Below are 23,944 nucleotides of genomic sequence, written 5' to 3'. Positions count from 1 at the left end.
AGATTTCGAACCTGCGGTTTGGTGCATCACAGGATGACGCCCAAACAGAGAAAGCCCGGCCATATTTGAGCCGGGTTTTTTATTGCCCACGATTTGGATTTCCCCATGAAAGAGCCTATTAGCCGTGTAGACGCTAAGGTTCTCGGGCTGAAGTTCTATTTCACGGGTGAGGCTTGTCGCGCCGGGCATGTAGTGGACCGATACACGAAAAGTGGCGGTTGTGTGACATGCACTATTGAGCGCGCCAGCAGGAGTTATCAGGAGAATCCATCCGCTACTGCCGAGCGTAGCCGCAAGCGGAAGGCTGATAATCCTGGCCTGGTCGCGGCAGAGAAAGCCGCCCACTACCTTAAGAGCAAAGAAAAAATTACTGCGCGACGGCAGCAGAACAAAGCATCAATTGCAAAGACTGCCGCCAAGTATTACGTAGAAAACAAAGCTGCTATCGCAATTTATGGCGCGAAGTGGCAGGCGAGCAATCGCCACTACCTTTCGAGTCGCAGGAAGGCGCGCTATTCGTCAGATCCCGACTTCAGGCGATCTGAACTGATCAGGGATATTGTCAAGCGAATGGTCAGGGCTACCAAGGCGGGGCGACCAGCTAAAGCCTTTGAGTTGTGTGGCTATCTACCCAACGAGTTCCGCGCCCATATTGAAGGCCTGTTCAAGCCAGGAATGACCTGGGCTAACCACGGAAAGTGGCACGTTGATCACGTGAAGCCACTTTCCGAGCTGATCAGGTCAGGAGTGACCGATCCTAAAGCCGTCAATCGGCTATCAAATCTCCAGCCACTTTGGGCTGTTGAAAATCTCGAAAAGGGCGAGAGGCAGCTTTCTGCATAGCCTTCGCCTACTGACAAACTTTGTTGCGTGAAGCCATAGCCAGGGTGGGCCTTCGGGCGGGCCTGGACGCGGTATAGCCGGTAGTCACGCGTTACGGAAGAACACCGGCAGCATGAGCAGCTCATTCTTGTGCTATTGGGGCTGGCTCAAGCGGGCAGCGTGGGAAGACACGCACGTTATGCAGATGAATGCGCATTGGATGCGCGGCGAATGAAGCGCTGTAGTCAAGCCTTTGGCCATGACTGAAAGCAGGAAATCAGCTCCTGCCACCTGCACCCATTCCAAGGCTCGCCATGTCGGCGGGCCTTCGTCGTTTCTGGAGCACAGCAAATGTCGGAGCAAGTAGATCGTGGTACCCGGGCTGTGGCCGATGCAGTCATTGGTGCGAGCATTGACCGCCTATGGCGCGCACTGAGGGCGCTGTCAGAGAGCGCTCCCGCAGAGTTCCTGCGCTTGACCGGCAGACTTATCGACGCGACCCAGGTTACTCGGGTTTCGAACATCGGATTGTTCGGCATCACCGACAGCGAGTTCTATCACGCTGACGGGATGGTTTTTGGTTCCGTTTACACGCCTGACGAATGGTTCTCCCGAAAGGTGGGTCCGTGTGGTGCAGGCCTTCATTACGAGCAGGTCAGCGCTATCGTGACCAAGGTTCGTGCCGAGTACGACGAAACGGTGCTGAAGAAGGCTATACAGCTCAAGGAGTCACTGGAAGAGCTGGACCGGCTACTGAACGGCCACTCTTTCGCCGACAGTAAGCTGACCAGCCTGGCGCACGTTGACCTGTTCAAGGGGCACGCCCTGCTGGTCGCGGCGCTGAATCCACTCGGCCGCTAATCCATTCCTTCACTCCCTAACCGGGAGAACAACAAACATGGAGTACCAACGATGGCCGAACCGAGTACCGGTGCGCTGGCGGTGACGGCTGCTGTTGGTGTGACTACCGCAAGCTTTATCCCTGGCATTGATGTGAATGCAGTTGTGGGCGCCTTTGCGGGCGCGATGTTCTTCGTGGTGTTCGCCAGAGAACTGACGGCGCTGTCGAGGCTTGGTTACTTCCTGGCCTCTTGGGTGCTGGGCTACTACGTGTCGAGTGAGGTGATGGGCCGCAACTGGGCGAACACCTCAGGCCTAGTGGCCTTCTTCGGCGCCTTGTTCTGCGTGGTGGTGTGCATCAGCCTGTTGGAGTGGGTGCAGGGCGGCAAGACGCCTGGCTGGTTGCGATTCATCGCTGACCGCTTTGGAGGTCGCAATGGTTGATCCCTGGACTTTGATCGCTGCCGCTCTGTGCGGCGCGATCTGCTACCGCATCGCGGTCTATCGCCGTGATGGTGCGCGCTACCGTGCCGGTGTGTCGTGGCTGGCCTACCTGCTTGCCGTAGGCACTGGGTGCGAGTCGTTGCTGATCACGCTATCGGTAATGTTCGCCAAGCCGGTGCCGGCCGTATCCCCGTTCTTATTGATGGTTCTGATCGTTCTGGTGGTGCTGGTCTATCGCGCCCGAGGGAATGTCGCACGCATCCTCAGGATGGATTAATCCGCGCCACGTTTTCGAATGCGCCAAATCGTGGCGCGCAACGAGGAACAACCCATGAGCACAGTCAGTGCTGAGTACTACCAGATGAAGGGCATGGTCACCGAGATGTCGGCAGACGAGCAAGCCGAGGTCCTCAAGGCTGAAGCCGAGGTGATCGCTATCGCTACACGTTCCGACAAGGCGCTTATTGGTGCGCTCATGGCAATGATCAAGATCGCAGCAGAGGCTTAAGCCGGTGGCGAGCACATCACCCTGGCACCACCTGTACAAGACCAAGGAATGGTATCGGCTCAGGTGGGCTCAGCTCCAAGCAGAGCCACTGTGCCGCCGCTGCACCTCGCAGGGCCGCGTGGTAGCTGCCAACATCGCTGACCACATCAAGCCCCACCGTGGTGACGTCACGCTGTTCTTCGATGCGACCAACCTGCAGAGCCTCTGCAAGCTTTGCCATGACAGCGCGAAGCAGCGAGAGGAGAAGTCCGGCGTTGTGGTTGGGTGTGACGTCAATGGCCTGCCTATCGACCCGAACCATCACTGGAATCGCCAGAAGTCGTCGAAGTGAGAATGTTTCTCACGAATTCAGCGCCGTTTCGGTGTGGCACGCCAATGCCCCTAGGGGGAGGGTCAAAAGTTCGGGAATCCGCTGTATAGGACCGCCCTCGACCCTCTTTACGCATAAAGCCAGAATTGGAGAGTTTTTTTGAAGGGAAGAACCCCCGCCCCGACGACCCAGAAAAAGGTCACCGGCACGTTGCGTGCCAGTCGGGAAAACAAGCGGGAGCCTCAGCTTGCGGTCGCCTCATACCAGTCGCCGCCCGTCACGATGACGGCAGAAGGCCAGGCGGTGTGGAAAGTTTTCTGCCCGCTCGCCTCGTCCATGGGCGTACTCACTGAAGCCGACCTTCAAACCCTTGAGCGGTTGTGCGAGGTCGCCGCCGAGGTTCGCCGCTTGACCAAAGTTATTTCCGAAGAGGGCCATACCTATTCGACCGAAGCCGGACTGATCAAAGCGCATCCGGCGGTGGCGATGGCGGCTGACGCCGACCGCCGGCTGCTCTCTTACCTTACCCATTTCGGCATGACACCCGCCGCCCGATCCAAGGTCCAGGCCATTGGCGAACCTCAAGACAAAGACCCGGAAGACGAGTTCTTCAATTGAGGTCAAGAAGGTTTCCTATGCGGTCGACCCAGTAACGGCCTGGGCTCAAGAGGTTTACTCCGGCAAGGTGTTGGCCGGTCCCGATATTAGAAACGCATGTGGTCGCCACCTGCGAGACCTGGAAGACGGGCCGAAGCGCGGGCTAACCTGGGATCTCGAAAAAGCCAACCGGGCTATCCGTTACTTCAAGACAGTACTCAAGCTCAACGGCGGCGAGCACGAAGGTCTGCCGTTCATTCTGTTGCCTTGGCAGGCGTTCATCGTCGGTTCGATCTTTGGCTGGATGGCGCCGGACGGCTTCCGTCGCTTCCGGACTTGCTACATCGAGTCGGGGAAAGGTTCGGGCAAGTCGCCTTTGGCGGCGGGCATCGGCCTGTATTGCCTGACCTCAGACAACGAGCCGCGCGCCGAAGTGTATGCCGCAGCGACGAAGCGCGACCAGGCAATGATCCTGTTCCGCGATGCGGTGGCGATGGTTGATCAGTCGCCGTCGCTGATGAAGAAAATAAAGAAGTCGGGCCGCGATGAGAAGGTCTGGAACCTGGCCTACCTGGCAACCGGTTCGTTCTTCCGCCCGATCAGCTCCGACGATGGGCAGTCTGGTCCGCGGCCCCACTGCGCACTGATCGACGAAGTGCACGAACACAAGAACAACAAGACCGTCGAGTTCATGCGGGCGGGCACCAAAGGTCGCCGCCAAGCGCTGATCCTGATGATCACCAACAGCGGTCACGACCGTAACTCGGTTTGCTACAGCTATCACCAGCTCGGCGTGAACGTCTGCGAGGCCGGCGCCAAAGGCGTGACAAAGCGGCATCGCCACTTCAACGATGGTTTCTTCTCGTTCATCTGCTCCCTGGATAAGGGCGATGACCCGTTCAAGGATGAGAAGTGCTGGGGCAAAGCCAACCCGTCTCTGGGGCACACGTTCCAGCCGAAGTATCTGCGCGAGCAGGTGACCGACGCAAAGGGGATGCCGGCGAAGGCGAGCACTGTTCGCCGCCTGAACTTCTGTCAGTGGGTGGATGCGGCAAACCCATGGGTTGATATTGATACCTGGCTGTCTTGCTGTGCGAAGTTTGACCCCGAGAAACTGGCAGGTCAGATCTGCTATGGGGGGCTCGACCTTTCCGGAAAGCGTGACCTGACGGCGCTGAATTTGTATTTCCCAGAACAGGGAAAATCAATCGCGGAGTTTTGGACGCCCAAGGACACGCTGCTTGACCGCGCCGCGGTTGACGGCGTGCCGTACGACATCTGGCTTCAGGATGGACACATCCACGCACCGCCCGGCAAGGCGATCAACTATGCCTTTGTTGCAAAGCGATTGGGCGAGCTGGCCGCGAAGTACGACATCCAGGCGGTTGCCTTCGATCCGTTCCATATGAGCTATCTGGAAATTGAGCTTGAGGATCAAGGCATCGAGTTGAAGCTGGTGGCTCACGGGCAAGGCTTCCGCCCAGCGAGAGAATCCAATCTGTGGATGACTCACTCCATCGATCTGATCGAAGACCTGATCGCCACGGGCAAGATTCAGGTACTTGATAACCCTTGTCTAACTTGGAACGTCGCGTCCGCTGTAATGGAGGCCGACGCCCAGGAGAACAGATGTTTTTCGAAGCGAAAACGAACTGGCCGGATCGACGGCGCGGTTGCCCTGGCTATGGCCGTGGGCGCAGCAGAGCAAAGAACCGTGACCCAGAACCTTGATGACTTCCTCAATCGACCGATGAGCATGTAATGGCAGATACCGACTACAGCATTGACCTGCGCACCCGAAGCCCTTTCTGGGCGCGCATGGCGAGCTTCTTTGTCGGCGGTCGGTTGTCGACGCCGAACAAGGGATCTCAGACAGGGCCTGTTTCCGCTACCGGTGAGGTTGGCGACTCGGTCGTAACAGATGAGCGTTCGCTCCAGATCTCCACGGTTTTCGCGTGCGTGCGGCTTATATCGAGTGTTACGGCATGTATGCCCTTGGACGTTTTCGAAACCAAGGGCGAGGACAGAGTGAAGGTCGGGTTGGATAACCCGCTCGCGCGACTGCTCAAATATCGGCCTAACGACTTCATGACGGCTTTCGACTTCCGTGTCGCGATGACCATGCAGCTTTGCTACTACGGAAACGCCTACGCGCTGGTGGAGCGAAACAGCGCTGGCGACGTAATCAGCCTGGTCCCGCTGATGTCGGTCAATATGGATGTTCGCCTGGAAGGCAAGCGGATCATCTACCGATATCGGCGAGACACTGAATACGCCGACTTCAAGCAGAGCGACATTTTCCACCTGAAGGGTTTTGGCTTTAACGGGCTGGTCGGCCTTTCCCCAATCGCTTTCGCCGCCAAGACGGCAGGTGTCGCCGTTGCTATGGAGGATCAGCAACGCGACTTCTATGCCAACGGTGCGAAGTCACCACAACTGCTGATGACGGGCGAAGGGAAGCTGCTCACCACCGAGCAGCGCAACCAGGTGGAGGCCAACTTCAAAGAGATATCCGGCGGCCCGGTAAAGAAACGGCTGTGGATATTGGAAGGTGGGTTTACCACTCAGGCCATCGGAGTGAGCCCGCAGGACGCTGAGACGATGGCTGCTCGAAAGTTTCAGGTGAGCGAGCTGGCTCGGTTCTTTGGCGTCCCGCCTCACCTTGTGGGTGATGTTGAAAAGTCAACCAGCTGGGGCTCCGGCATTGAGCAGCAGAACCTGGGGTTTCTCCAGTACGCGCTCGATCCTTACCTTGAAATATGGGAGGGCTGCATTCTCCGCTGGCTCGTCAAGCCAAAAGACCTTGGCGTGTTCCACGCTGAGCACAACCGAGACGGCTTGTTAAGCGGCGACTCGACGGCGCGGGCGAACTACCTGAAAACCCTTATCGATACGGGGCTGCTGACACCGAACGAAGGCAGGCGGGTTAATAACCGGCCCAAGCTGCCAGGCGGCGATGTCGCCACACGCCAGTCGCAGAACGTGCCGCTAGATCAACTTGGCAAAACGAACCCCGCCCCTAGCGGGGTTTAGTTTTTCTGGAGCTACCCAATGTCAAATATCCAAAAGACCCTGGCCTTTACCGACACCGAAATCAAATTCTCCTCGGATGGCAAAGCTGGGGTTTTCGAGGGTTACGCCAGTGTCTTTGATGTCATCGACTCGGACGGCGACATCATCCTGCCTGGCGCTTACAAGAAGGCCCTGGCCGGACAAAGCCGAAAGGTCGGGATGTTCTTCAACCATCAAACGTGGGAAATGCCCGTCGGCAAGTGGCAGGCACTGGAAGAGGACAGCAAAGGCCTGATCGTCATTGGTGAGCTTACGCCCGGTATGTCCGCTTCCAACGACCTGCGCGCCGCCATGGAGCACAAGACGGTCGAAGGTATGTCTGTGGGCTTCACGGTCACGAAAGACGACTACAGCATCATCGACACCGGTCGGGCGTTCAAGAACGTGCAAGCGCTTCGCGAGATCAGCATCTGCACCTTCCCTGCCAATGAACAAGCAACCATCGATTCTATGAAAAGCATGGAGTCGATCACCACCATTCGCGACGTAGAACACTGGCTGAGGGATTCGGCCGGTCTATCGAAGTCGCAAGCGCTGGGCTTTATCGCCCGGTTCAAGTCCGCAGTTCGGAGCGATTCCGAAGGTGGCGAAATCACCGCGCTCCTGGAGCGCATCAAGTCCTTCCCATCTGTAGGAAATTGAACCATGTCCGAATTGGCCCAAATTCAAAAGGCTATCGAAACCGCGCAAACCAACATGACCGCGCTGTTCGATGAGCAGAAGAAAGAGATCTCCGCTACCGGCGAGATCAGCAAGAAGCTGCAGGGTGACCTGCAAACTGTGCAGGACGAACTGAAGTCTGCCGGTACCCGCCTGTTCGATCTTGAATCGAAACTCGCTGGCGGCGCCCTGGACAACCCAGAAACCAAGAAGTCTTTTGCTGAACGCGCAGCCGAAGACCTGAAAAAAGGCTGGAATGGTTCCACTTCGGGCAAGGTTGACGTGAAGAGCTTCAGCAAGGCCCTGGGCGCCGGTGCAGCCTCCGCGGGCGCGCTGGTCCAGCCGCAGCAGAACGCCGGCATCCTGATGCCAGGGCTGCGCCGCCTGACCATCCGGGATCTGCTGGCGCAAGGTCGCACCACCTCCAATGCCATCGAGTACGTGCGCGAGAACGTGTTCACCAACAGCGCGGCACCGGTGGCTGAAGGCGCGCTCAAGCCTGAGTCGCAGCTGACCTTCACGAAGGAAACCGCAAACGTCAAAACCATCGCTCACTGGATTCAGGCCTCGCGCCAGATCATGGACGATGCCCCGATGCTGGAATCCTACGTGAACGGCCGCTTGCTCTTCGGCCTGGACCTTGTTGAAGAAGGTCAGTTGCTCAACGGCGACGGCACCGGCGACAACCTGATCGGCTTGAATAAGGTGGCCAGCGCCTACGACGTTGCACTCAACGCCACGGGTGACACTCGCGCTGACCAGATCGCTCATGCCATCTTCCAGACGAGCGAGTCGGAGTTCGAGGCTTCTGGTCTGATCCTCAACCCACGCGACTGGCACGCGATCGCGCTGTTGAAAGACGCTGATGGTCGCTACATCTTCGGTGGCCCAGCCGCATTCGCTGCCAAAGTCATGTGGGGTCTGCCGGTGGTGGCTACCAAGGCTCAGGCCCAGGGCACTTTCACTGTTGGCGGCTTCGATTTGGCCTCGCAGATCTGGGACCGCATGGACGCGACCATCGAGATCAGCAACCAGGATCGCGACAACTTCGTGAAAAACATGCTGACCATCCTCTGTGAAGAGCGCCTGGCGGTGACTCACTACCGTCCGACCGCAATTATCAAAGGCACTTTCACTCCGGCTGGATAACTACAGGTGCGGGGCAGGCAACTGCCCCGACTATCGACATGAAGACGATTCGTGCATTACGCCAGTTCTCCCATTATCACGCCGGACACTTCGATCAATTCGAGGAGCGCCCGGTGACTGATGAGATCGCCGAGGCCTTGATTGGCATGGACTTGGCTGAGGAAGTCGAGGCGGCTCCCGCGCCAAAGGAGAAGTCAGTGACAGTAAAGAAAGCGAAGGCAACCTAAATGATCGACCTGGCGCGCGTGAAGCTGCACCTCCGTATCGACGGCGATGACGAGGACGCGATCATTGCCGGTTACTTCGAGGCAGCCAAGTCCCACGTCGCAATGCACTGTGACCGGGTACTGGTGGAAACCGAGCCAACAGGGCCGGAGCAAATGGGGTTTACCCCGGATGTCGAGCAGGCGGTGCTGCTGCTTGTCGGCCACTGGTACGCCAACCGCGAGGCCGTCGTGATCGGCACCATTTCATCGGCAGTTCCTTTGGCCTTCGACCGACTCCTCTGGTACAGGAAGCGTTTCTGATGAGAGCAGGCCCAATGCGTCACCGCTGCACGATGTTCAAGCCGGTGCTCACCAAGAACAAATCAGGTGGCTCCGATGTCACCTGGGTCGAAGTCGGCAAGCTGTGGGCTGAGATCACTATGCCGACAGGCCGCATTGCCCCTGTTGCTGAAAGGCTTACGGCGGTAATCATCGCCGAAATCCGCATTCGCCCCAGGGCTGACGCGGTGGCCGGTAATCGCCTGGTGCATACAGCAAAAGGAATCACCACCACCTACCTGATCGGCGCTGCGCTGATCGACAACGAGAACACCATGCTGCGGCTGCTGTGTTCAAACGTACCCAATCCATAGAGGTGAATCATGAGAGTTATTGCCCTGGGCACCCTGTCCGGCGCCACTGGCGACCGGGAGAGGGGTGAAGATTTTGTGGTCGACGCCAAGCTCGGCGCCGATCTTGTCGCGCGCGGCCTGGTGGAGCCTGCACCCGAAGCAGCGCCCACAACTGAAAAGCCGGCCAGGGCCAAGGAGTAGGCCATGGCTGTCCGACGCTCCCGCATGTCCGGCGACTTCAAGTTGCGCCGGACGCTGCGCAACATCCACGCAACGACGGATAACGAGCTCAGGCCAGCGATGCAGGAAGCGGCCGACAAGATTCTTGCCACGATGAAGCAGCTGGTTCCAAAGGACACTGGCGCGGCAGCTGCTGCGCTAAGGGCGTTCGTTTCAAAGAGCGGCCTGGACGCGCAGATCGGGATTCGTGGAAAGAGCGACAACCGGCGGTTCTTCTACCTGCGTTTCGCTGAGTACGGAACCAAGGGCTACAGCGGCACCCTGTATCGCCGTGCCGACCGAAACTCTATTGGCGGGCACACCAACAACCGCGACAAGTCGAAGATGGGCGGTCGTCGTAACGCTTTGCGGGCCAGGGATACCAAGAACAAATCAGACGGAACCACCTTCTACGGAAAGTACCCGGACATCCCGGCCCGGCCGGCTCACCCCTGGCTGCGCCCTGCGATGGATGTGAACCGGGAGTTCGTCCTGGCCAGCATTCGCGCCGCTGTCCTGAACGCCTTGCGCAAGGCCAGCATGGGAGCAAGTGATGCTTGATGTATCTGTCGCGTTGCAGGAAGCAATGTTCGCTCGGCTGGACGCCGAAGTGTCGTGCCCGATTCATGATGGCGCGCCAATGGATGCGCCGATGCCGTACGTTTCGTTCGACCGGGAGATATCCACCAACATCTCACCTATCGCCGGCAGGAAGCGCGAGCAGCGCCTGATCTACCTTTCGGTGTGGTCGGATGCCGTTGGCCAGGCGGAAGTTAAAAGAATCCTCAGCGAGGTTGTGGCGGCCCTGGACGAACGACGACTGCCGCTAGAGGTTGGCCGGGCAGTATCGGTCCGTGTCGAGCAAGCCGACGCCCAGCGCGATGCTGACGGCGTCACGTACCAGGGATCTATCACGGTCCGCGTTATCACCACCCACTAAATCCCACACCCGGCCGCACCGCGGCTTTATCCAATGTGCCCTTGGAGGAACCCCCATGGCCGAAGACAACCTCAACACAGCCGCCGGCTGCCGGATCGGCATCGGCAGCAAGAACGGCGCGGACACCGAAGCGCTCTATAAGGCTGACACCTATGTCGATATCGGCGAAGTGGAAGACCTGGGCGAGTTCGGTGATACGTTCAGCTCTGTGACCTTCACGTCGCTGCGCGATGGCCGTGTGCGCAAGTACAAGGGCACCGCCGATGCCGGCGACCTGACCCTGGCGGTCGGCCTCGACAACGGTGACCTGGGCCAGGCCAAGCTGAAGATCGCCCACAAGGATCGCAGCAAGGGCGACTACAACATAAAAATTACCCTGAACGATGGCGATCCTGATGCCACCCCGGCGCCGCTGCTGCCAACCACCTTCTACCTGCGCGGCAAGGTGATGAACAACACCGTCGCCGCCGGCGCCGCTGATAACGTGGTTCGCCGCAACGTCACCATCGGCATCAACTCCGACATCCTGGAAATCCTCCCGGCTGCCGCCCCTTAACCTGCGGGGCTTCGGCCCCAAACCCCAAGGATTCGAAACATGAGCAAGACTCTTCACGGTACCGTCGACATCAAGCTCGATGACGAGACGTACACGCTCCAGCCTACGCTTGGGGCGGTTCGGGCAATTGAGGCTCACTTCGGCGGGCTGCGCGGCGCCTCCCAGGCAATCAACGCCCTGAGCATCGACGGTTGCGCGGTGATCATCGCCGGCGGCGCAGGCTTGAAAGGCAAGGCTGCCGAGGCTATCGCCGAACAGGTTTGGCAGGCTGGTGTGCTGGAGGTGTCAGTGCAACTGAACGCTTACCTGGTGGCGCTGTACAACCCGAAAGGCCCGAGCACGGGAAAGGCCAGGCCGGCGGCGTAAGTGCCGTAGAAGACGGCAGCTATGTTGACCGGCTCTACGCAGTGGCCACGGGGTGGCTGGGCTGGCCTCCCGATCTGGCGTGGCGCACGCCAATGCCTGAACTGTTCCTGGCCATGGACGCCAAGATTGAGTGGGCACAGATGACGAACCCATTTGGCGGCGGTAAGGCCAAGCCCAAGGCAGGCAAGCCATCCGCGTCGACTGTGGCGGACAAGCTGCGCCAGGCGCTGACTGGGCGTCAGGCAAGCTAGCTTGATATAGTTCTGGCTTTCCTAGGAGGGAAACCTATGAGAGCTATTGCGGTAATCCTGCTCGCTACTTTTGTTACGGGCTGCGAGAAAGAAAAGGGGGAGGATTTACTGGCCCGATTGCCTTACTGGAAGTGGGTTCACTCAGAAAAAAAAGATGATTTCACCGATGTTGTTTCTAGATCATCCGTCCTCAAGTCGGGCCCTATTTCGGACGGCAATGAGGAGCCGGTTGAGATGCACTTTCGGTGCACTGCGGGAAAGATGGATTTCTACCTAAGCTGGAATCGTCGAATAGAGTCAGACTCCCTGGTCGATATCAGGGTAGATAGCGATCCGCACGAACCCAATAAGTGGGAGCCATCTACTGACAGAAAATCTACCTTCTATCCTTTCTTGACTCCTCCATTTCTCGATAGGTTGGCAGCAAGTAAGTCCTTCATCGCCAGAGCTTCAACATTGTCTGGTGAGATCACCGCGAAGTTTGATACGTCCAAAGTTTTGGAAGAAACGAAAGAAGTTCGCGCTGCCTGCAAATTTTAAACTACCGCCCAACATCGAAAGCCGCCTTAGGGCGGTTTTTTGCTTTCTGGAGAAAAACATGGCCGATACCGACGTACAGGGGATGCTCGTTCGCATTGAGGCCACCACGGCGCAGCTGCGCCAGGAGATGGCGCGAGCAGATTCCACTGTCGGCCAGGCCTCCAGCAAGATCGACAAAAGCCTGGGGAGAGTGGATGCCGCCTTTGATCGTGCTGGCGAGCACGCCGTAAATGCCTCCGGTTTGATAAAGAGCGCGCTTGCGGCTGCCATTGGTGCGGCGTCAATCGGAAAGATTATTGAGACTGCCGACTCCTATGGTCAGATGTCTGATCGTATTGGCATGGCGACCAGCAGCGTAGGCGAGTACGACCTGGTGCAGCAGCGCCTGTTGGACACTGCGAAGCGCACTTATCGCCCGCTGGCAGAGGCACAGGAGCTTTACATCCGTACAGCGGACAGCTTGAAGTCCATGGGTTACAACACTGGCCAGGCGCTGGATGTGATGGACAGCTTCAGCTTCTTGCTGGTGACTAACTCTGCATCAGCGGACAAGGCCAGCTCTGCCATCGATGCATATTCGAAAGCGCTTCAGACGGGCAAGGTTGAAGCGGATGGGTGGCAGTCGATCTTGGCAGCCATGCCTACTGTTGTTGACACCATCGCTAAATCCACAGGAAAGACTGCTGAAGAGATTCGCAGCCTCGGCTCTCTAGGCAAGTTGAGTCTTGATGTTTTAACTGAGGGGTTGCAGAGGTCCGCCCAGGCCAATGGCGTACTAGCGGACAGCATGAGCGTCGCAGTTCGTGATGCGTTGCAGAACCTCTCAAACGCATTCACTGTGTACATCGGGCAGCTGGACGAGACAATTGGTTTCACGGGTACGCTTGGGAGCGGCATTGCCGTACTTGGAGATAATTTTTCAGCGCTGGCTGATATCGCAATTTTTGCCGCGATCGCTGCCCTGACCCGGTATGGCGTAACCTCGGCAAACTCTGCCGCTGTGGCAACCTACGCCGCCTACAAGGATGCCGCAGCGCGAAAAGCACAGGCTACCGCCGTTCTTCTTGCTGCCCAGGCCGAGCAGCAAAAAGCGCAGACAACGGTGTTTCTCGCTCAGAAAGAGGCCGTGGCGGCGCGCGGTACTGCCGTCCAAACTCAAATGTCTCTCCAGCTTGCGGAAGCGCGAATGGTTGAGGCGAGGGCGACCACTGCTGTTTCTGCAGCTCAAGCAGGCCTTGGGCGTGCAAGTAGTGGCTTGGTCGGTCTTCTTGGCGGCCCAGTTGGAATTGCCGCTCTTGCTATTGGCGCCGCGACTGCATTCATCACTCTGCGTGACAACACCAGCGTACTTGAAAAGAAGCTGGGGGATCTCGGCGACCCGATCGATAAACTGGTTGAGCGATTCAATAAGCTCAATAGGGCTACGCAGTCCGTCACCCTCCGGGAGCTGAAGGCTTCCATTGAGGATGCTGAGGGCGATCTGACCACTGCGGCGGGCTCAATCGCCTTCGAATTTCAGAGCAGCCTGACAAACGCCGGTCTCGCTGGCGCGTCAGGTTTCATGGGGGGTATCGCTCCGTTACCGGCAGAGTTTCAGTCGGCAATGGATATCATCAAGAAAGCCTCGTCCGATCAGTCTGCAGGGATGGTTGTTGATTGGAAGGCTGTGGCCGACCAGGTGCGAGAGGTCCCTGGTGTTACGGCTGAGATGGCCAACGCCCTTGAGAAGAGTGGTGGCGCCGCGGCCGATAAGGCAGAAGTTATCGCCCAGCTCAAAACTGCACTGGCTGAACTTACCGGCGAGACGGACGCCAACACCCGTGCAGAGCGCGATAATGCTGCGGCTCGGGCGGGTGCTGCCCAGGCCGGACAAAAGTATCTCGATCAGCTATTGAAGCAGTTGGCCACCGCCCAGGACAAAACCAATCTCGAAGCGGCCAACCGATTTATCCGTGAGAACACTCTGCTAACCGAAGGGCAGATCGTTGCTATTCGTTCGGCCGCTGCCGCCAAGGATGCTCAGAAAACTGCAGACGACGCGGCAACAAAGGCAAAGCAAAAGAACTCGAGCACCATCGAGTCTGCCGCCAAGCAGCAGCTCAAGTCGTTTGATACCGCCGAGGAAGGCTACAAGCGTCAGATCGAGCTGATCAACACCACGGGCGACAAGCAGAAAGACGCCACAGAGGTGATGAAGCTGTCCTTCGAACTCCAGGAAGGAAAGCTCGGCAACCTGAGCGAAGCACGTAAGAAAGAACTCTTGGGGTTGGCTGCTGAGCTGGACAAGCTCAAAGAGATCCAGAAGGCCAATGAGGAGGCCCTCAAGCTGGCGGCGTTCAAGAACGCTCAGGCACTGACCACCCAGACCTCCAAGGACGGGTTCGACCAGGAGTTGGCCGGCGTCGGAATGGGTGACAAGGCCCGCGACCGGATGCGTGCTGATCTGGCATTGCGCCAAAAATATGCAGCTGATGTGGCCAACCTTGAGGAGCTGCACAATACCGACCAGATCACGGACTCACTTTACGCCAAAGAAACAGCAGTTCTTAAAAGTGAGTACGACAAACGCTTGCAGCACCAGCAGGACTTCTACGCCGCAACGGACGAGCAGCAAACCAACTGGATGAACGGCGTCAACGAGGCGTGGGCAAACTATGCTGATGCCGCGCGGGACTACTCGGCTCAAGCCACTGACATCACCAATACGGCGTTGAGCGAAGCCACTGGCGGGCTGGGCACTTTCTTCTCGGACGTGGCCAGCGGTGCAGAGGATGCTGGTGACGCGCTGGGCGATATGGTCGGTAACTTCGCCAAGTCGATGTTGAAGGCGCTGGGTGATATGGCGGCTCAGTGGCTGATCTACCAGGGCATTCAGATGCTGGTTGGCAAGACCACTCAGGCAAGCGCCGCCGGCACCCTGGGGGCAAACGCTCAGGCTATGTCCTTGACCGCGGGCCTCAATGCGTACGCATCCACGGCGGCGATCCCGATCATAGGCCCGGCAGCAGCGCCTGCGGCTATGGCGACGGCAATGTCTGTTACTGCTCCCCTGGCTTCTGCAGTGGGTATGACCGCGCTGGCAGGTATGGCGCACGACGGTATCGAGTCGGTTCCTGAAGATGGCAGCTGGTTTCTGCAAAAGGGCGAGCGGGTCACCACCGCTCAAACCAGCGCGAAGCTTGATGCCATGCTGTCCAAAATCGACAGCGGGCTAAACAACGCTCAACCACAAGCGCAGATCGGCGCGGGAGTGCTAGAGGCGATGAGCGATGGCCGGCCAGGAATGGTCGGATCAGGCGGTGGCGGGGCGGCGCCGGGCGGGCCTACGCAGATTGTGTACAGCCCTCAGGTCACAGTTCAGGCCCAGCCAGGTATGAGTGACCAGGACGCGCGCCGCCAGGGCGAGATGATCGGCGCAGGGCAGGAAACGCAATTCAGGGGCTTTTTGCAGCGCGAGATGGGGCAGGGGGGATTGCTGTGGAAGCGATGACTGCTGAGACCTTTGATTTTGATGTTGAAGTCGGCGCCGATGGTGATGTTAGCCAGCGCACCTGGGAAAACGAGTTCGGCGACGGGATTGTCCAGGCCGGCGGCATCGGGATCAACACAAAGAGTCAGGTGTGGAACCTGGTGCATACCGGAGAGAATCTGCCGGGCGAGGAATTGCCAGAGCTTCTGGCGTTCCTAGACCGGCACGAAGGCTACAAGGCTTTCAGGTATGCACCGCCCGGGGAGCCAGAAGGCTGGTACCGCGCCAATGGCTATAAGAAAAAGGCCCTTGGCATGGAGATCTACACCGTCACCTTCACCGTCAAGCAAGTGTTCAACCCCCGACCCTAACCCTCACCAGACCCCGCCTTGTGCGGGGTTTCTTGTTTCTGGGGCTCTATGAATTACGACAACGATATCCAAAAGCTTGAGCCCGGCAACCAGATCAGGCTCTACGAGCTGGACGCTACGCGCCTGGGCGGCATGCTCTGGCGCTTCCACGGCCATGCCCATGAAGGCGACATCATCTGGCAGGGCCAGCTTTACTCGCCGCTCCAGATTGATTCAAAGGGTTTTGATATACGCGGGGATGGCCGACCAGCCACCCCAACGCTGCAGGTCGATGATGAGCTCGGCGGCGTGCGAGGGGCGATCACCGCCCTGTGCTTCCAGTTCCGCGACCTGGCCGGCGCCCGGGTCAAGGTCATTGAAACGTTCCGCCACTTCCTGGACGCCGCCAACTTCCCCGAGGGAAACCCTGAAGCCAGCAACCAGGCCAAAACGAACCTCTGGTTTATCGAGCAAAAGACCGAAGCGCTCCCCGGTATATCCGTGACGTTCTCGCTTTCCAGTCCCACGGACATGGAAGGTCAGATGTTGCCGTCCCAGCAGATCACCAAGTTGTGCCGGTGGGCCTGCCGTGGCGGGTATAGGCATGAGGCTTGCGCCTATATGGGAACGGCGATGTTCGACAAGAAGAACCAGCCCACAGACAACCCTTCCGAGGATCGCTGCCCGGGCCGCTGGAGCAGTTGCAAGCTGCGTGGAAACACCAGGCGGTTTGGTGGATCGCTGGGCGCAAGCATCATTGTCAGTTCGAGGTAACCATGCGTATCAACCAGAAATTGCAGGACGAGATTCGAGCGCACGCCGAGCGGGCCCATCCGAATGAGGCGTGCGGTGTACTGATCAAGGCTGCTGCCGGACGCGAGTACGTGCCTTGCGCGAACTTGGCTACCACGCCACGCGAACATTTCCGGATCGACCACAAAGACATGGCCCAGGCCGAAGATCGCGGCGAAGTGCTGGCGATTATTCACAGCCACCCGGACCAGGCCCCGACGCCGAGCATGGCCGACCGCGTCAGTTGCGAGTTGCATGAGTTGCCCTGGGGCATTGTTGGCTGGCCCGGCGGCGACTTCGAGTGGTTCAAGCCTTCGGGCTTCCAGGCGCCGCTGCTGGGCCGGGACTTCTCCCATGGGCTGCTTGACTGTTGGGCAGCGTGCCGCGACTGGTACGCGCGGGAGGCTGGACTGCAGCTGCCCAACTTTGAGCGCAATGACCTGTGGTGGGAGCAAAAGGACGGTCCGAGCCTCTATGAGGACAACTTCGCGGCCACCGGTTTCTACCAGGTCAACGAGGCGCAGCGGGGCGACATGCTTGTTCTGCAAATCCCCATCCCGGGCCGGGAGTGCTACTTCCCCAACCACGCGGTGATTTACCTCGGCGATGAGCCGGCGCTTACCAGCGAGCCAGCCCCAAAGTTGGGCGGTTCTGGCCCGTTCATTTACCACCATATGCCTGGACGACTGGCCGCCCGCGAGATCTACGGGTGGTCGATGGCCAACCGGGTGAAGCTGATATTGCGGCACAAGGATTACCGACCATGACCATGCAGACCATCAAGCTTGGCGGTGTGCTGGGCAAGAAGTTCGGCAGGGAATACCGCCTGGACATCAACGGCGTGCACGACGCCATGACGGCCTTGTGCATGATGAAGCCAGGCTTTGAGAAGTACATGCGCACCGCCGAAGAGCGTGGCCTGGTGTTCGCTGTGTTTGTCGATGAGCGCAACCTGGGCGCGGATGAGTTGGGTCTGAAGCGTCCTGTTGCGGGCGAAATCCGCATCCAGCCGATTGTTCAAGGTAGCAAGCAGGCCGGCCTGTTCCAGACGATTTTGGGGGTTGCGCTGATCGTTGCCAGCTTCTTTACAGGCGGCACCACCGCTGGCGCCGGCCTGGCCCTTCTGGCTGGTGGCGCTGCGATTGCGGCCGGCGGCGTGGTGCAAATGCTGTCACCCACCACCAAGGCCGGCAGCGAAACCCGGAACGATGAAGGAAATAATCCCAGCTATGGGTTTGGTGGTGCGGTAACGACCACTGCCCAGGGCAACCCCTATCCATTGCTCTATGGGGAGCGGGAGATCGGCGGGGCCGTTGAGTCGGGCGGAATCTACCCTCAAGACAAAATCTGATCGAACCAACTCACAAGACCCGCTTCGGCGGGTTTTTGCATTCTGGAGGGCGCATGAGCGCAGTAGCAAAGAAGGCGCGCCACGCAGCACCCCGCAAGCGCCGCGCCGTTGCGGGGTGCAAGGGCGGCCAGGCCAAGCAGAAACAACCGAGCATCGCCTCCAATAGCGTGCCCTCGATATCTACTGCGCAAATTGTCTACATGTGGAGTTGGGGCCCTATCGTCGGCCCTGTAGACGGTTTGCGTTCCATCAAGCTGGATGGAACGCCGATCCAGGCTGCTGACGGGACGATCAATTACCCTGGCGTCAAATGGCAGTTCCGTTCCGGCGAGTTAAACCAGCAGCGTCTGGATGGCCTGTCCGAAACCAGTAACGAGATCGATGTCCAGCAAGAGCTGACCAGCGAAACGCCCTGGCTGCACACGATCACCAATAGCGTGATCGACGCGTTCCGTCTGCGCCTGGCGTGGCCCACGCTGCGTAGCCAGGATGCAGCCGGCAACATCAACGGTGTGCGAATCGACTATGCCGTCGATATCTCTACAGACAATGGCCCATACATCGAGGTGCTGGCCTCCTTTGTAGACCGCAAGAACGTTACAGAGTACGAGCGTGCCCACCGTATAGAGTTGCCGGTCGGCAGTCGCTGGACTGTGCGCGTGCGGCGTCTCACCCCCAACGCCGGCTCCGAGCTGGTCGCTGATCAAATGGTTGTCAAGGCTATCGCCGAGGTTGTCGATAGCGATCAGGAATACCCGCTCACTGCTGTCGGGTGTATTGAGTATGACGCCCAGACTTTTGGCGGCAATATCGCCAAGATCGCGGCCCTCATGCGCGGCCGGATCATCCGGGTACCGGCCAACTACGACGCCGAAACACGCACATACGCTACGGCGGGTACCGGCACAAGCAACGGGATCTGGGATGGCACCTTTAAGGAGGCCTACACCAACAACCCCGCGTGGATTTTCTTTGACCTGGTGCTGGATCCATATTACGGCCTAGGTGACCGCATCGACGCCACGATGGTGGACCGCTGGTCTCTGTACCGCATTGCCCAGTATTGCGATCAATTGGTACCGGACGGCAAGGGTGGCATGGAACCTCGCTTCACTTGCAACCTGTACTTCCAAAAGCAGGCTGCGGCTTACGCGGTGCTGCAGGACCTGGCCTCGATCTTTCACGGCCTGGCTTACTGGGACGGCAGCCAGATTGTGGTCAACGCCGATATGCCTGGCGATCCGGTCTACACGTACAACCAGACCCAGATCCTCAACAATGGGGCAATCAGGTACGAGGGCACCCGCGCGCGCGATCGTCACACCCTGGCCATGGTGGCCTGGGACAACCCTGACCAGGGCTTTGACACGGATAAAGAGCCGGTGGTCGATGATGAGGCCATGGGTGAGCTGGGCATCGTTCGTGACATGACGGTCGATGCGATTGGCTGCACATCCCTCGGGCAGGCGCAGCGTAGCGGGCAGTGGGCATTGCTTTCCGAAAAGCTGCAGACCCAGGGTGCGTCGTTCCGGGTGGGGCTTGATGGGCATATTCCAAAGCCTGGCCAGGTTATCGCCGTAGCCGATCCGATGTTGGTCGGTCGCGACAATGGCGGGCGCATCTCGGCGGCGGCCGGGCGCATTGTGACGCTCGACCGTGACACCACCGTGCCGGTGGGCGCTCGCCTGCTGGTCAACCTGCCCAGCGGCAAGTCAGAAGGGCGGATAGTCAAGTCGGTTGCCGGTCGTGACGTGACCGTGATGGCAGATTTTAGCGAGCAGCCCCAGGCGGAAAGCGGGTGGGTTCTTGATTACGAAGACCTGAAGCTGATGCAGTTCTACGTCCGCAACGTCACGCGGCCGGAGTGGCACCAGTTCCAGTTCGAAGTGATCCAGCACGACCCGAGCAAATTCGACGCTATCGACAACGACGCCGTGGTCGACACCCGGCCAATCACCGGGATTCCGGTTGGTACCCAGGACGGCCCGGCACGGGTGATGTTGAGTCAGCACGTAGTGATCGAGCAGGGCATCGCGGTCACCGTCATGTCGATCGCATGGGACGCAGCGCCAAACGCCGTGGGTTATGACGTCGAATGGAAGTGGGGCGCTCGCGAGTGGGTTCCGGTACCGCGCACCGGTGAGTTGATGGCCGATGTGCGCGGGATCTATTCCGGGCAGTACATGGCCAGGGTGCGGGCGGTGAGTGCGCTCAACGTTTCGTCGATCCCTGTCACGTCCGCGCTGACCAACTTGGAAGGCAAAGCCGGTAAGCCGCCGGCGGTGGCGTTCCTGACTACCACCCGCCTTGTCTACGGTATCGGCATCCAGTGGGGGTTTCCACCAGGCGCCGAGGACACTGAGCGCACAGAGGTCTGGTACAGCGAGTCGCCGGACCTGACGACGGCGGTCAAGTTGAGCGACTTCAGCTACCCGCAGGCCAAGCATGAGATGCACAGCCTGCTGGCGGGGGCGAGCCTGTTTTTCTGGGCGCGCCTGGTGGATCGTACCGGCAACGTCGGTCCGTTCTACCCGATCCCAGGTGCGGTAAATGGCCAGGCCAGTTCGGACCAGACCGAGTACGACAAGTACTTCGCCGACAAAATCGGCAAGGGTGCGCTGTATCCAAGCCTTCGAGAAGAGATCGCGCTGATTTCGGGGGATGGCGACGGGTCGGTCAACGAACGGCTGAAAGAGGCCAAGGCAGAGCTGGAGGGGCTGCTGGGCCAGATCACCGGGGCGGAGCCGTACAACCCGGACGAGCCCTACACTGTTGGCGCATTCACGCAAAAGGATGGGCACCTGTACCAGGCGACTGGCCCGGTACCGGCCGGCGAAGCGCCGCCAAACCCGCTGTACTGGAAGGATATCGGCACGATCCTGCAAACCACCGACGCGCTGGCCCAGCAGGTTCAACTGGTCACCAGCATGATCGAAGAGATCGAGGGCCAGGTGGTGGCCACCGCGACATCGGTTGAGGCATTGCGGTCGGCGGCCCGTGGTGATGATGGATCGGGCGACCTGGCGGACGCGGTGAAAGGCTGGCAATCGACCGCTGATCTCGGGATTGAGAAGCGCACCCGGGCCACGGAAAGCGATGCAATGGCGCGGCAACTCACCACGATGGAGGCGCGGGTGGGTGCGAACCAGTCCGGGCTGACCGTGCTGGAGCAGGTGGTGGCCACCAACAAGCAGACGGCAGCCACCCAACTGACTCAGCTCAAAAGCGACTTGGAGTTGACCGAAGGGAAGGTAGCCGGCAATGCCCAGGCCATTACCGGCCTCGACACCAAGGTCACCAACCTCGACGGTAAGGTCTCGTCTCAAGCGTCCAGCAATGAGGCGCTGCGGGCTTCGGTGCGCGGCGATGATGGTTCTGGCGATCTTGCCGGCGCGATCAAGGCATGGGAGTCGACGGCCAGCTTTGAGGTTGAGAAGAAGGTGCAGGCTACTGCGACTGAGGCGCTGGCCAAGAGGACAGAAACCCTGCAGTCGAGCATCGGCCAGACCAGTGCATCTGTGCAGGCCGTCAGCGAGACCGTGGTCCAGCTCGACGGCAAGGTGTCTGCCCAGACCACCATGAAGGCTCAAACCATTGTGGATGGTCGGAAGGTTGTTACTGGGCTGGCGTTTGGTTCGGATGGTGAACAGTCGGAGTTCTTGATTTTTGCGCAGCGATTTGCAGTCGTGAACGAGATCGACGGAACAGTCATCCCGATGTTTGTGGTCCAGAACAATCAGGTTGTATTCAACACAGCGATCATCAGCAAGGCGTTTATCCAGGAGATCATCCTTGGAATGAACTTGAAGTCCGCAGCTGTAGATGGAAATGGGCAGCCGCTGTTCGAGTTGAATGTGGCGACTGGCTCCTGGGTGTTCCGTGGTAGTAAAAACGGCAACTCCTCACTACTCAATAGTGACGGGCTTAAATTCACCTATGCCAACGGTGTTGATGGCATTGAACTGGTTCTTTGACATGGTTGGTTTAATAATTAGGGATAAAGACACAGGTTTAGTAAAAGTTGATATGACTAGTTTCATTAGTCAAGAGACTGGAAGCGTTGAAACGGGCGGTCAGAACGGGTCTATTCAGATACCGGCTGCGCCGCCTGGCAGGTCCCTGTTTTTTTCTGTCTGTCCGCTGGTTGATTTGCAGGTTGAGAAAGGGAAGAGGCCTGGAGTCACGCTTAACGGAACCACTCTGTCTTGGGTTTATTCATACAATACCGCTGGCTGGGGTTTCTTCTCGGCCAATTGTCGCATTAGCTACGGGTACTACTAATGAGTGCAAGGTTAATAGCCAGGCTTGAAAGTGGTGAGATTTTGTATGACACAACTAAGATTAGCTATGGATTAGTAAAGTCGGGATATCTTAGCTATTTTGAAAACTGGAGGCAGCTACGTAAGCGCGGGATCAACGTTGATCCTAATATTGGTAGTAGCTGGGTTGATCAAGGAGTGCCTGGCATTAATCAGTACGGCTTCACCGTAGACAATCCTAGATCCCCAATTGTTTTTTTGGTGGGTAAGGGGGTCGTGACGGGCGTTAAGGTCTCTGGGAACAGTAAGACATATCTTTATGCTGGAGCTTCGGAGGTAACCAAGTTTTACTGTTTTGATTTGATGGCGGATGATGAGGTTAACGGCCCCGGCCTAAAGTCGAGGTCCGATAATGGAGTTTTGACATTCAATTCAAGGCAGGCCCCGCTTAATGTGATTGCTGCTGTAACCGCTCCGGTGCCTGGTACACCCAATAGATTTGGTAGGCCAGTAACTACGTACGTTGGTGGTCGGAATGAACGTATAAGTTTTCAAACCACAGGGGGGTGTGCTTCTGTTCATTCGGTCGTAGATGTACCACTTCCAGGTGGCTATGAATATGCAGCCTTTCTGCCATGGAGTAGAAGTTGTGGGATTGTCGATCCCTATGCCTACAATACGTCCGGCGGTGATATATATGGCGTTTCGGAAGGGGCATATGGCCGCAATGGTGGTATGTCCTTTTTTTTCGGATCGCCTGGGAAGACAACAATGGATCAATGGTTTGGTGGGGATGGTGAAGTTTGTTATTACCTAATGCCAACGGATAGATACCCAACAGCATTAGTAATAAAAACTGCTGGTTTGCCATTTCCCTTCAATTGATTGTTACGAACTTAATTAGTTTACTTTGTGTAGACACCTAATTGGAGAGACCTATGGCTTCTTGGTTTTCAGAAGGGACTGTGAGCGTGCAGAACGGGGGCACGACAGTAACGGGCGTCGGCACCAAGTTCTCGAACTGCCGTTCCGGGGATATGTTCGTCGGTCCCGACCTGGGCATCTATCAAGTGATCAACCCAGCCAGCGATACGTCGCTTGCCATTTCGCCACCGTACCGTGGGCCGGCCATTGGCGGCGCCGGGTACGGGATTGTGCCTGTCAACGGATACCCCAAAGCCCTGGCCGATGCTGTGAACCAAATGGTTCAGCAGTGGGGCGCCACGCTCGCGGGCCTGGGTGATGTGTCCACTCAGGATGTCGTGCCGGTGGCCATGGGCGGTACTGGTGGCAGAAGCCAGGCCGAGGGGCGCTCAGGCCTGGGGCTGGGCACTGCGGCGACAGCGGCCGTGACCGTGGGCAACGCCGATACCACACCAGGGCGAGTGTTAAAAAATGGAGACCTTGGCCTTGGTGCCGACTGTGTAGGGATTTCAGATTGGACTGCCGCCTACGATGAACTTGGCGGCGCGCTTATCGCCGGTAATGCGGGGTATCCAGGCGGTACCGGAGAATCGATCAATGCAACCGGCATAAGCTTGAGGCGCTCAGGTCGCGTTGGCGCTCAGATTCTGATCTACAACGGCGATAATCAGTTTTGGTTTAGGACAT

Annotated in this window: 28 protein-coding genes and 1 pseudogene; all 29 read left to right on the top strand. The window is 58.4% G+C overall.

Features of this window, described 5'->3' with window-relative positions; genetic code table 11:
- Positions 1–105: 105 nt before the first annotated feature.
- Positions 106–843, top strand: coding sequence for a hypothetical protein (locus HBO24_RS26460; RefSeq protein ID WP_170060653.1), 738 nt, complete (start codon positions 106–108; stop codon positions 841–843).
- A 330-nt stretch (positions 844–1,173) separates the two neighbouring features.
- A complete protein-coding gene (locus HBO24_RS26455) occupies positions 1,174–1,683 on the top strand; it encodes a hypothetical protein (protein WP_170060652.1) in 510 nt (169 codons plus the stop codon).
- 51 nt (positions 1,684–1,734) lie between these two features.
- Positions 1,735–2,106 (top strand): putative holin, encoded by a 372-nt coding sequence (locus tag HBO24_RS26450; RefSeq protein ID WP_170042723.1) that lies wholly within the window; start codon positions 1,735–1,737, stop codon positions 2,104–2,106.
- On the top strand, positions 2,099–2,383 hold the full coding sequence (locus HBO24_RS26445; protein ID WP_170042724.1) for a phage holin family protein: 285 nt from the start codon (positions 2,099–2,101) through the stop codon (positions 2,381–2,383). Before HBO24_RS26450 ends, HBO24_RS26445 begins: the two co-directional genes overlap by 8 nt.
- 54 nt (positions 2,384–2,437) lie before the next feature.
- A complete protein-coding gene (locus tag HBO24_RS26440; protein WP_169872355.1) occupies positions 2,438–2,614 on the top strand; it encodes a hypothetical protein in 177 nt (58 codons plus the stop codon).
- 4 nt (positions 2,615–2,618) lie between these two features.
- Positions 2,619–2,945, top strand: coding sequence for an HNH endonuclease signature motif containing protein (locus tag HBO24_RS26435; RefSeq protein WP_170060651.1), 327 nt, complete (start codon positions 2,619–2,621; stop codon positions 2,943–2,945).
- A 138-nt stretch (positions 2,946–3,083) separates the two neighbouring features.
- Positions 3,084–3,542: a phage terminase small subunit P27 family gene (locus HBO24_RS26430; protein ID WP_170060650.1), complete on the top strand. Its 459-nt coding sequence runs from the start codon at positions 3,084–3,086 to the stop codon at positions 3,540–3,542.
- Positions 3,496–5,283 (top strand): terminase TerL endonuclease subunit, encoded by a 1,788-nt coding sequence (locus HBO24_RS26425; protein ID WP_178124621.1) that lies wholly within the window; start codon positions 3,496–3,498, stop codon positions 5,281–5,283. The genes HBO24_RS26430 and HBO24_RS26425 overlap by 47 nt, the downstream gene beginning before the upstream one ends.
- Positions 5,283–6,554 carry a phage portal protein gene (locus HBO24_RS26420; protein ID WP_170060649.1) on the top strand — a complete coding sequence of 424 codons (1,272 nt, stop codon included), beginning with the start codon at positions 5,283–5,285 and terminating at the stop codon, positions 6,552–6,554. The genes HBO24_RS26425 and HBO24_RS26420 overlap by 1 nt, the downstream gene beginning before the upstream one ends.
- An 18-nt stretch (positions 6,555–6,572) precedes the next feature.
- Positions 6,573–7,235, top strand: coding sequence for an HK97 family phage prohead protease (locus tag HBO24_RS26415; RefSeq protein WP_170060648.1), 663 nt, complete (start codon positions 6,573–6,575; stop codon positions 7,233–7,235).
- A gap of 3 nt (positions 7,236–7,238) precedes the next feature.
- Positions 7,239–8,402, top strand: coding sequence for a phage major capsid protein (locus tag HBO24_RS26410; RefSeq protein ID WP_170060647.1), 1,164 nt, complete (start codon positions 7,239–7,241; stop codon positions 8,400–8,402).
- A 38-nt stretch (positions 8,403–8,440) separates the two neighbouring features.
- Entirely contained in the window at positions 8,441–8,629 is a 189-nt protein-coding gene (locus HBO24_RS26405) for a hypothetical protein (protein ID WP_170060646.1), read from the top strand.
- The gene (locus HBO24_RS26400) at positions 8,630–8,929 is read left to right on the top strand and encodes a head-tail connector protein (protein ID WP_170060645.1); all 300 of its coding nucleotides are present in this window, start codon (positions 8,630–8,632) and stop codon (positions 8,927–8,929) included.
- Entirely contained in the window at positions 8,929–9,261 is a 333-nt protein-coding gene (locus HBO24_RS26395; RefSeq protein ID WP_170060644.1) for a head-tail adaptor protein, read from the top strand. Before HBO24_RS26400 ends, HBO24_RS26395 begins: the two co-directional genes overlap by 1 nt.
- A gap of 9 nt (positions 9,262–9,270) precedes the next feature.
- Positions 9,271–9,441 carry a hypothetical protein gene (locus tag HBO24_RS26390; protein WP_170060643.1) on the top strand — a complete coding sequence of 57 codons (171 nt, stop codon included), beginning with the start codon at positions 9,271–9,273 and terminating at the stop codon, positions 9,439–9,441.
- Positions 9,442–9,444: 3 nt separating this feature from the next.
- On the top strand, positions 9,445–10,020 hold the full coding sequence (locus HBO24_RS26385) for an HK97-gp10 family putative phage morphogenesis protein (protein WP_170060642.1): 576 nt from the start codon (positions 9,445–9,447) through the stop codon (positions 10,018–10,020).
- Positions 10,013–10,399 (top strand): DUF3168 domain-containing protein, encoded by a 387-nt coding sequence (locus tag HBO24_RS26380; RefSeq protein ID WP_170060641.1) that lies wholly within the window; start codon positions 10,013–10,015, stop codon positions 10,397–10,399. The genes HBO24_RS26385 and HBO24_RS26380 overlap by 8 nt, the downstream gene beginning before the upstream one ends.
- A 55-nt stretch (positions 10,400–10,454) precedes the next feature.
- Positions 10,455–10,955 carry a hypothetical protein gene (locus HBO24_RS26375; RefSeq protein ID WP_170060640.1) on the top strand — a complete coding sequence of 167 codons (501 nt, stop codon included), beginning with the start codon at positions 10,455–10,457 and terminating at the stop codon, positions 10,953–10,955.
- Positions 10,956–10,994: 39 nt separating this feature from the next.
- Positions 10,995–11,321: a hypothetical protein gene (locus HBO24_RS26370; protein WP_170058963.1), complete on the top strand. Its 327-nt coding sequence runs from the start codon at positions 10,995–10,997 to the stop codon at positions 11,319–11,321.
- Between the two features lie 41 nt (positions 11,322–11,362).
- Positions 11,363–11,572: a hypothetical protein gene (locus tag HBO24_RS26365; RefSeq protein ID WP_170058962.1), complete on the top strand. Its 210-nt coding sequence runs from the start codon at positions 11,363–11,365 to the stop codon at positions 11,570–11,572.
- A 36-nt stretch (positions 11,573–11,608) separates the two neighbouring features.
- Entirely contained in the window at positions 11,609–12,112 is a 504-nt protein-coding gene (locus tag HBO24_RS26360; RefSeq protein WP_170058961.1) for a hypothetical protein, read from the top strand.
- A gap of 58 nt (positions 12,113–12,170) precedes the next feature.
- Positions 12,171–15,602, top strand: a complete 3,432-nt coding sequence (locus HBO24_RS26355; RefSeq protein WP_170060639.1) for a tape measure protein — start codon at positions 12,171–12,173, stop codon at positions 15,600–15,602.
- Entirely contained in the window at positions 15,599–15,952 is a 354-nt protein-coding gene (locus HBO24_RS26350) for a phage tail protein (protein ID WP_169956115.1), read from the top strand. Before HBO24_RS26355 ends, HBO24_RS26350 begins: the two co-directional genes overlap by 4 nt.
- A gap of 48 nt (positions 15,953–16,000) precedes the next feature.
- On the top strand, positions 16,001–16,705 hold the full coding sequence (locus tag HBO24_RS26345) for a phage minor tail protein L (protein ID WP_170060638.1): 705 nt from the start codon (positions 16,001–16,003) through the stop codon (positions 16,703–16,705).
- A 2-nt stretch (positions 16,706–16,707) separates the two neighbouring features.
- Positions 16,708–17,490, top strand: coding sequence for a C40 family peptidase (locus tag HBO24_RS26340; protein ID WP_170060637.1), 783 nt, complete (start codon positions 16,708–16,710; stop codon positions 17,488–17,490).
- Complete coding sequence (locus HBO24_RS26335) at positions 17,487–18,074, top strand: tail assembly protein (protein WP_170060636.1); 588 nt, start codon at positions 17,487–17,489, stop codon at positions 18,072–18,074. Before HBO24_RS26340 ends, HBO24_RS26335 begins: the two co-directional genes overlap by 4 nt.
- Before the next feature lie 53 nt (positions 18,075–18,127).
- Positions 18,128–22,048, top strand: coding sequence for a phage tail protein (locus HBO24_RS26330; protein WP_170060635.1), 3,921 nt, complete (start codon positions 18,128–18,130; stop codon positions 22,046–22,048).
- A gap of 306 nt (positions 22,049–22,354) precedes the next feature.
- Positions 22,355–23,218: a hypothetical protein gene (locus tag HBO24_RS26325; protein ID WP_170060634.1), complete on the top strand. Its 864-nt coding sequence runs from the start codon at positions 22,355–22,357 to the stop codon at positions 23,216–23,218.
- A 53-nt stretch (positions 23,219–23,271) separates the two neighbouring features.
- A pseudogene (locus HBO24_RS26320) lies at positions 23,272–23,944 on the top strand (hypothetical protein); the annotation flags it as partial.

Origin of the sequence: Pseudomonas sp. WS 5410, from assembly GCF_012985645.1 — a bacterium.
GTDB classification, from domain to species: Bacteria; Pseudomonadota; Gammaproteobacteria; order Pseudomonadales; family Pseudomonadaceae; genus Aquipseudomonas; species Aquipseudomonas shahriarae.
This window is presented reverse-complemented; position numbering and strand designations above follow the sequence as displayed.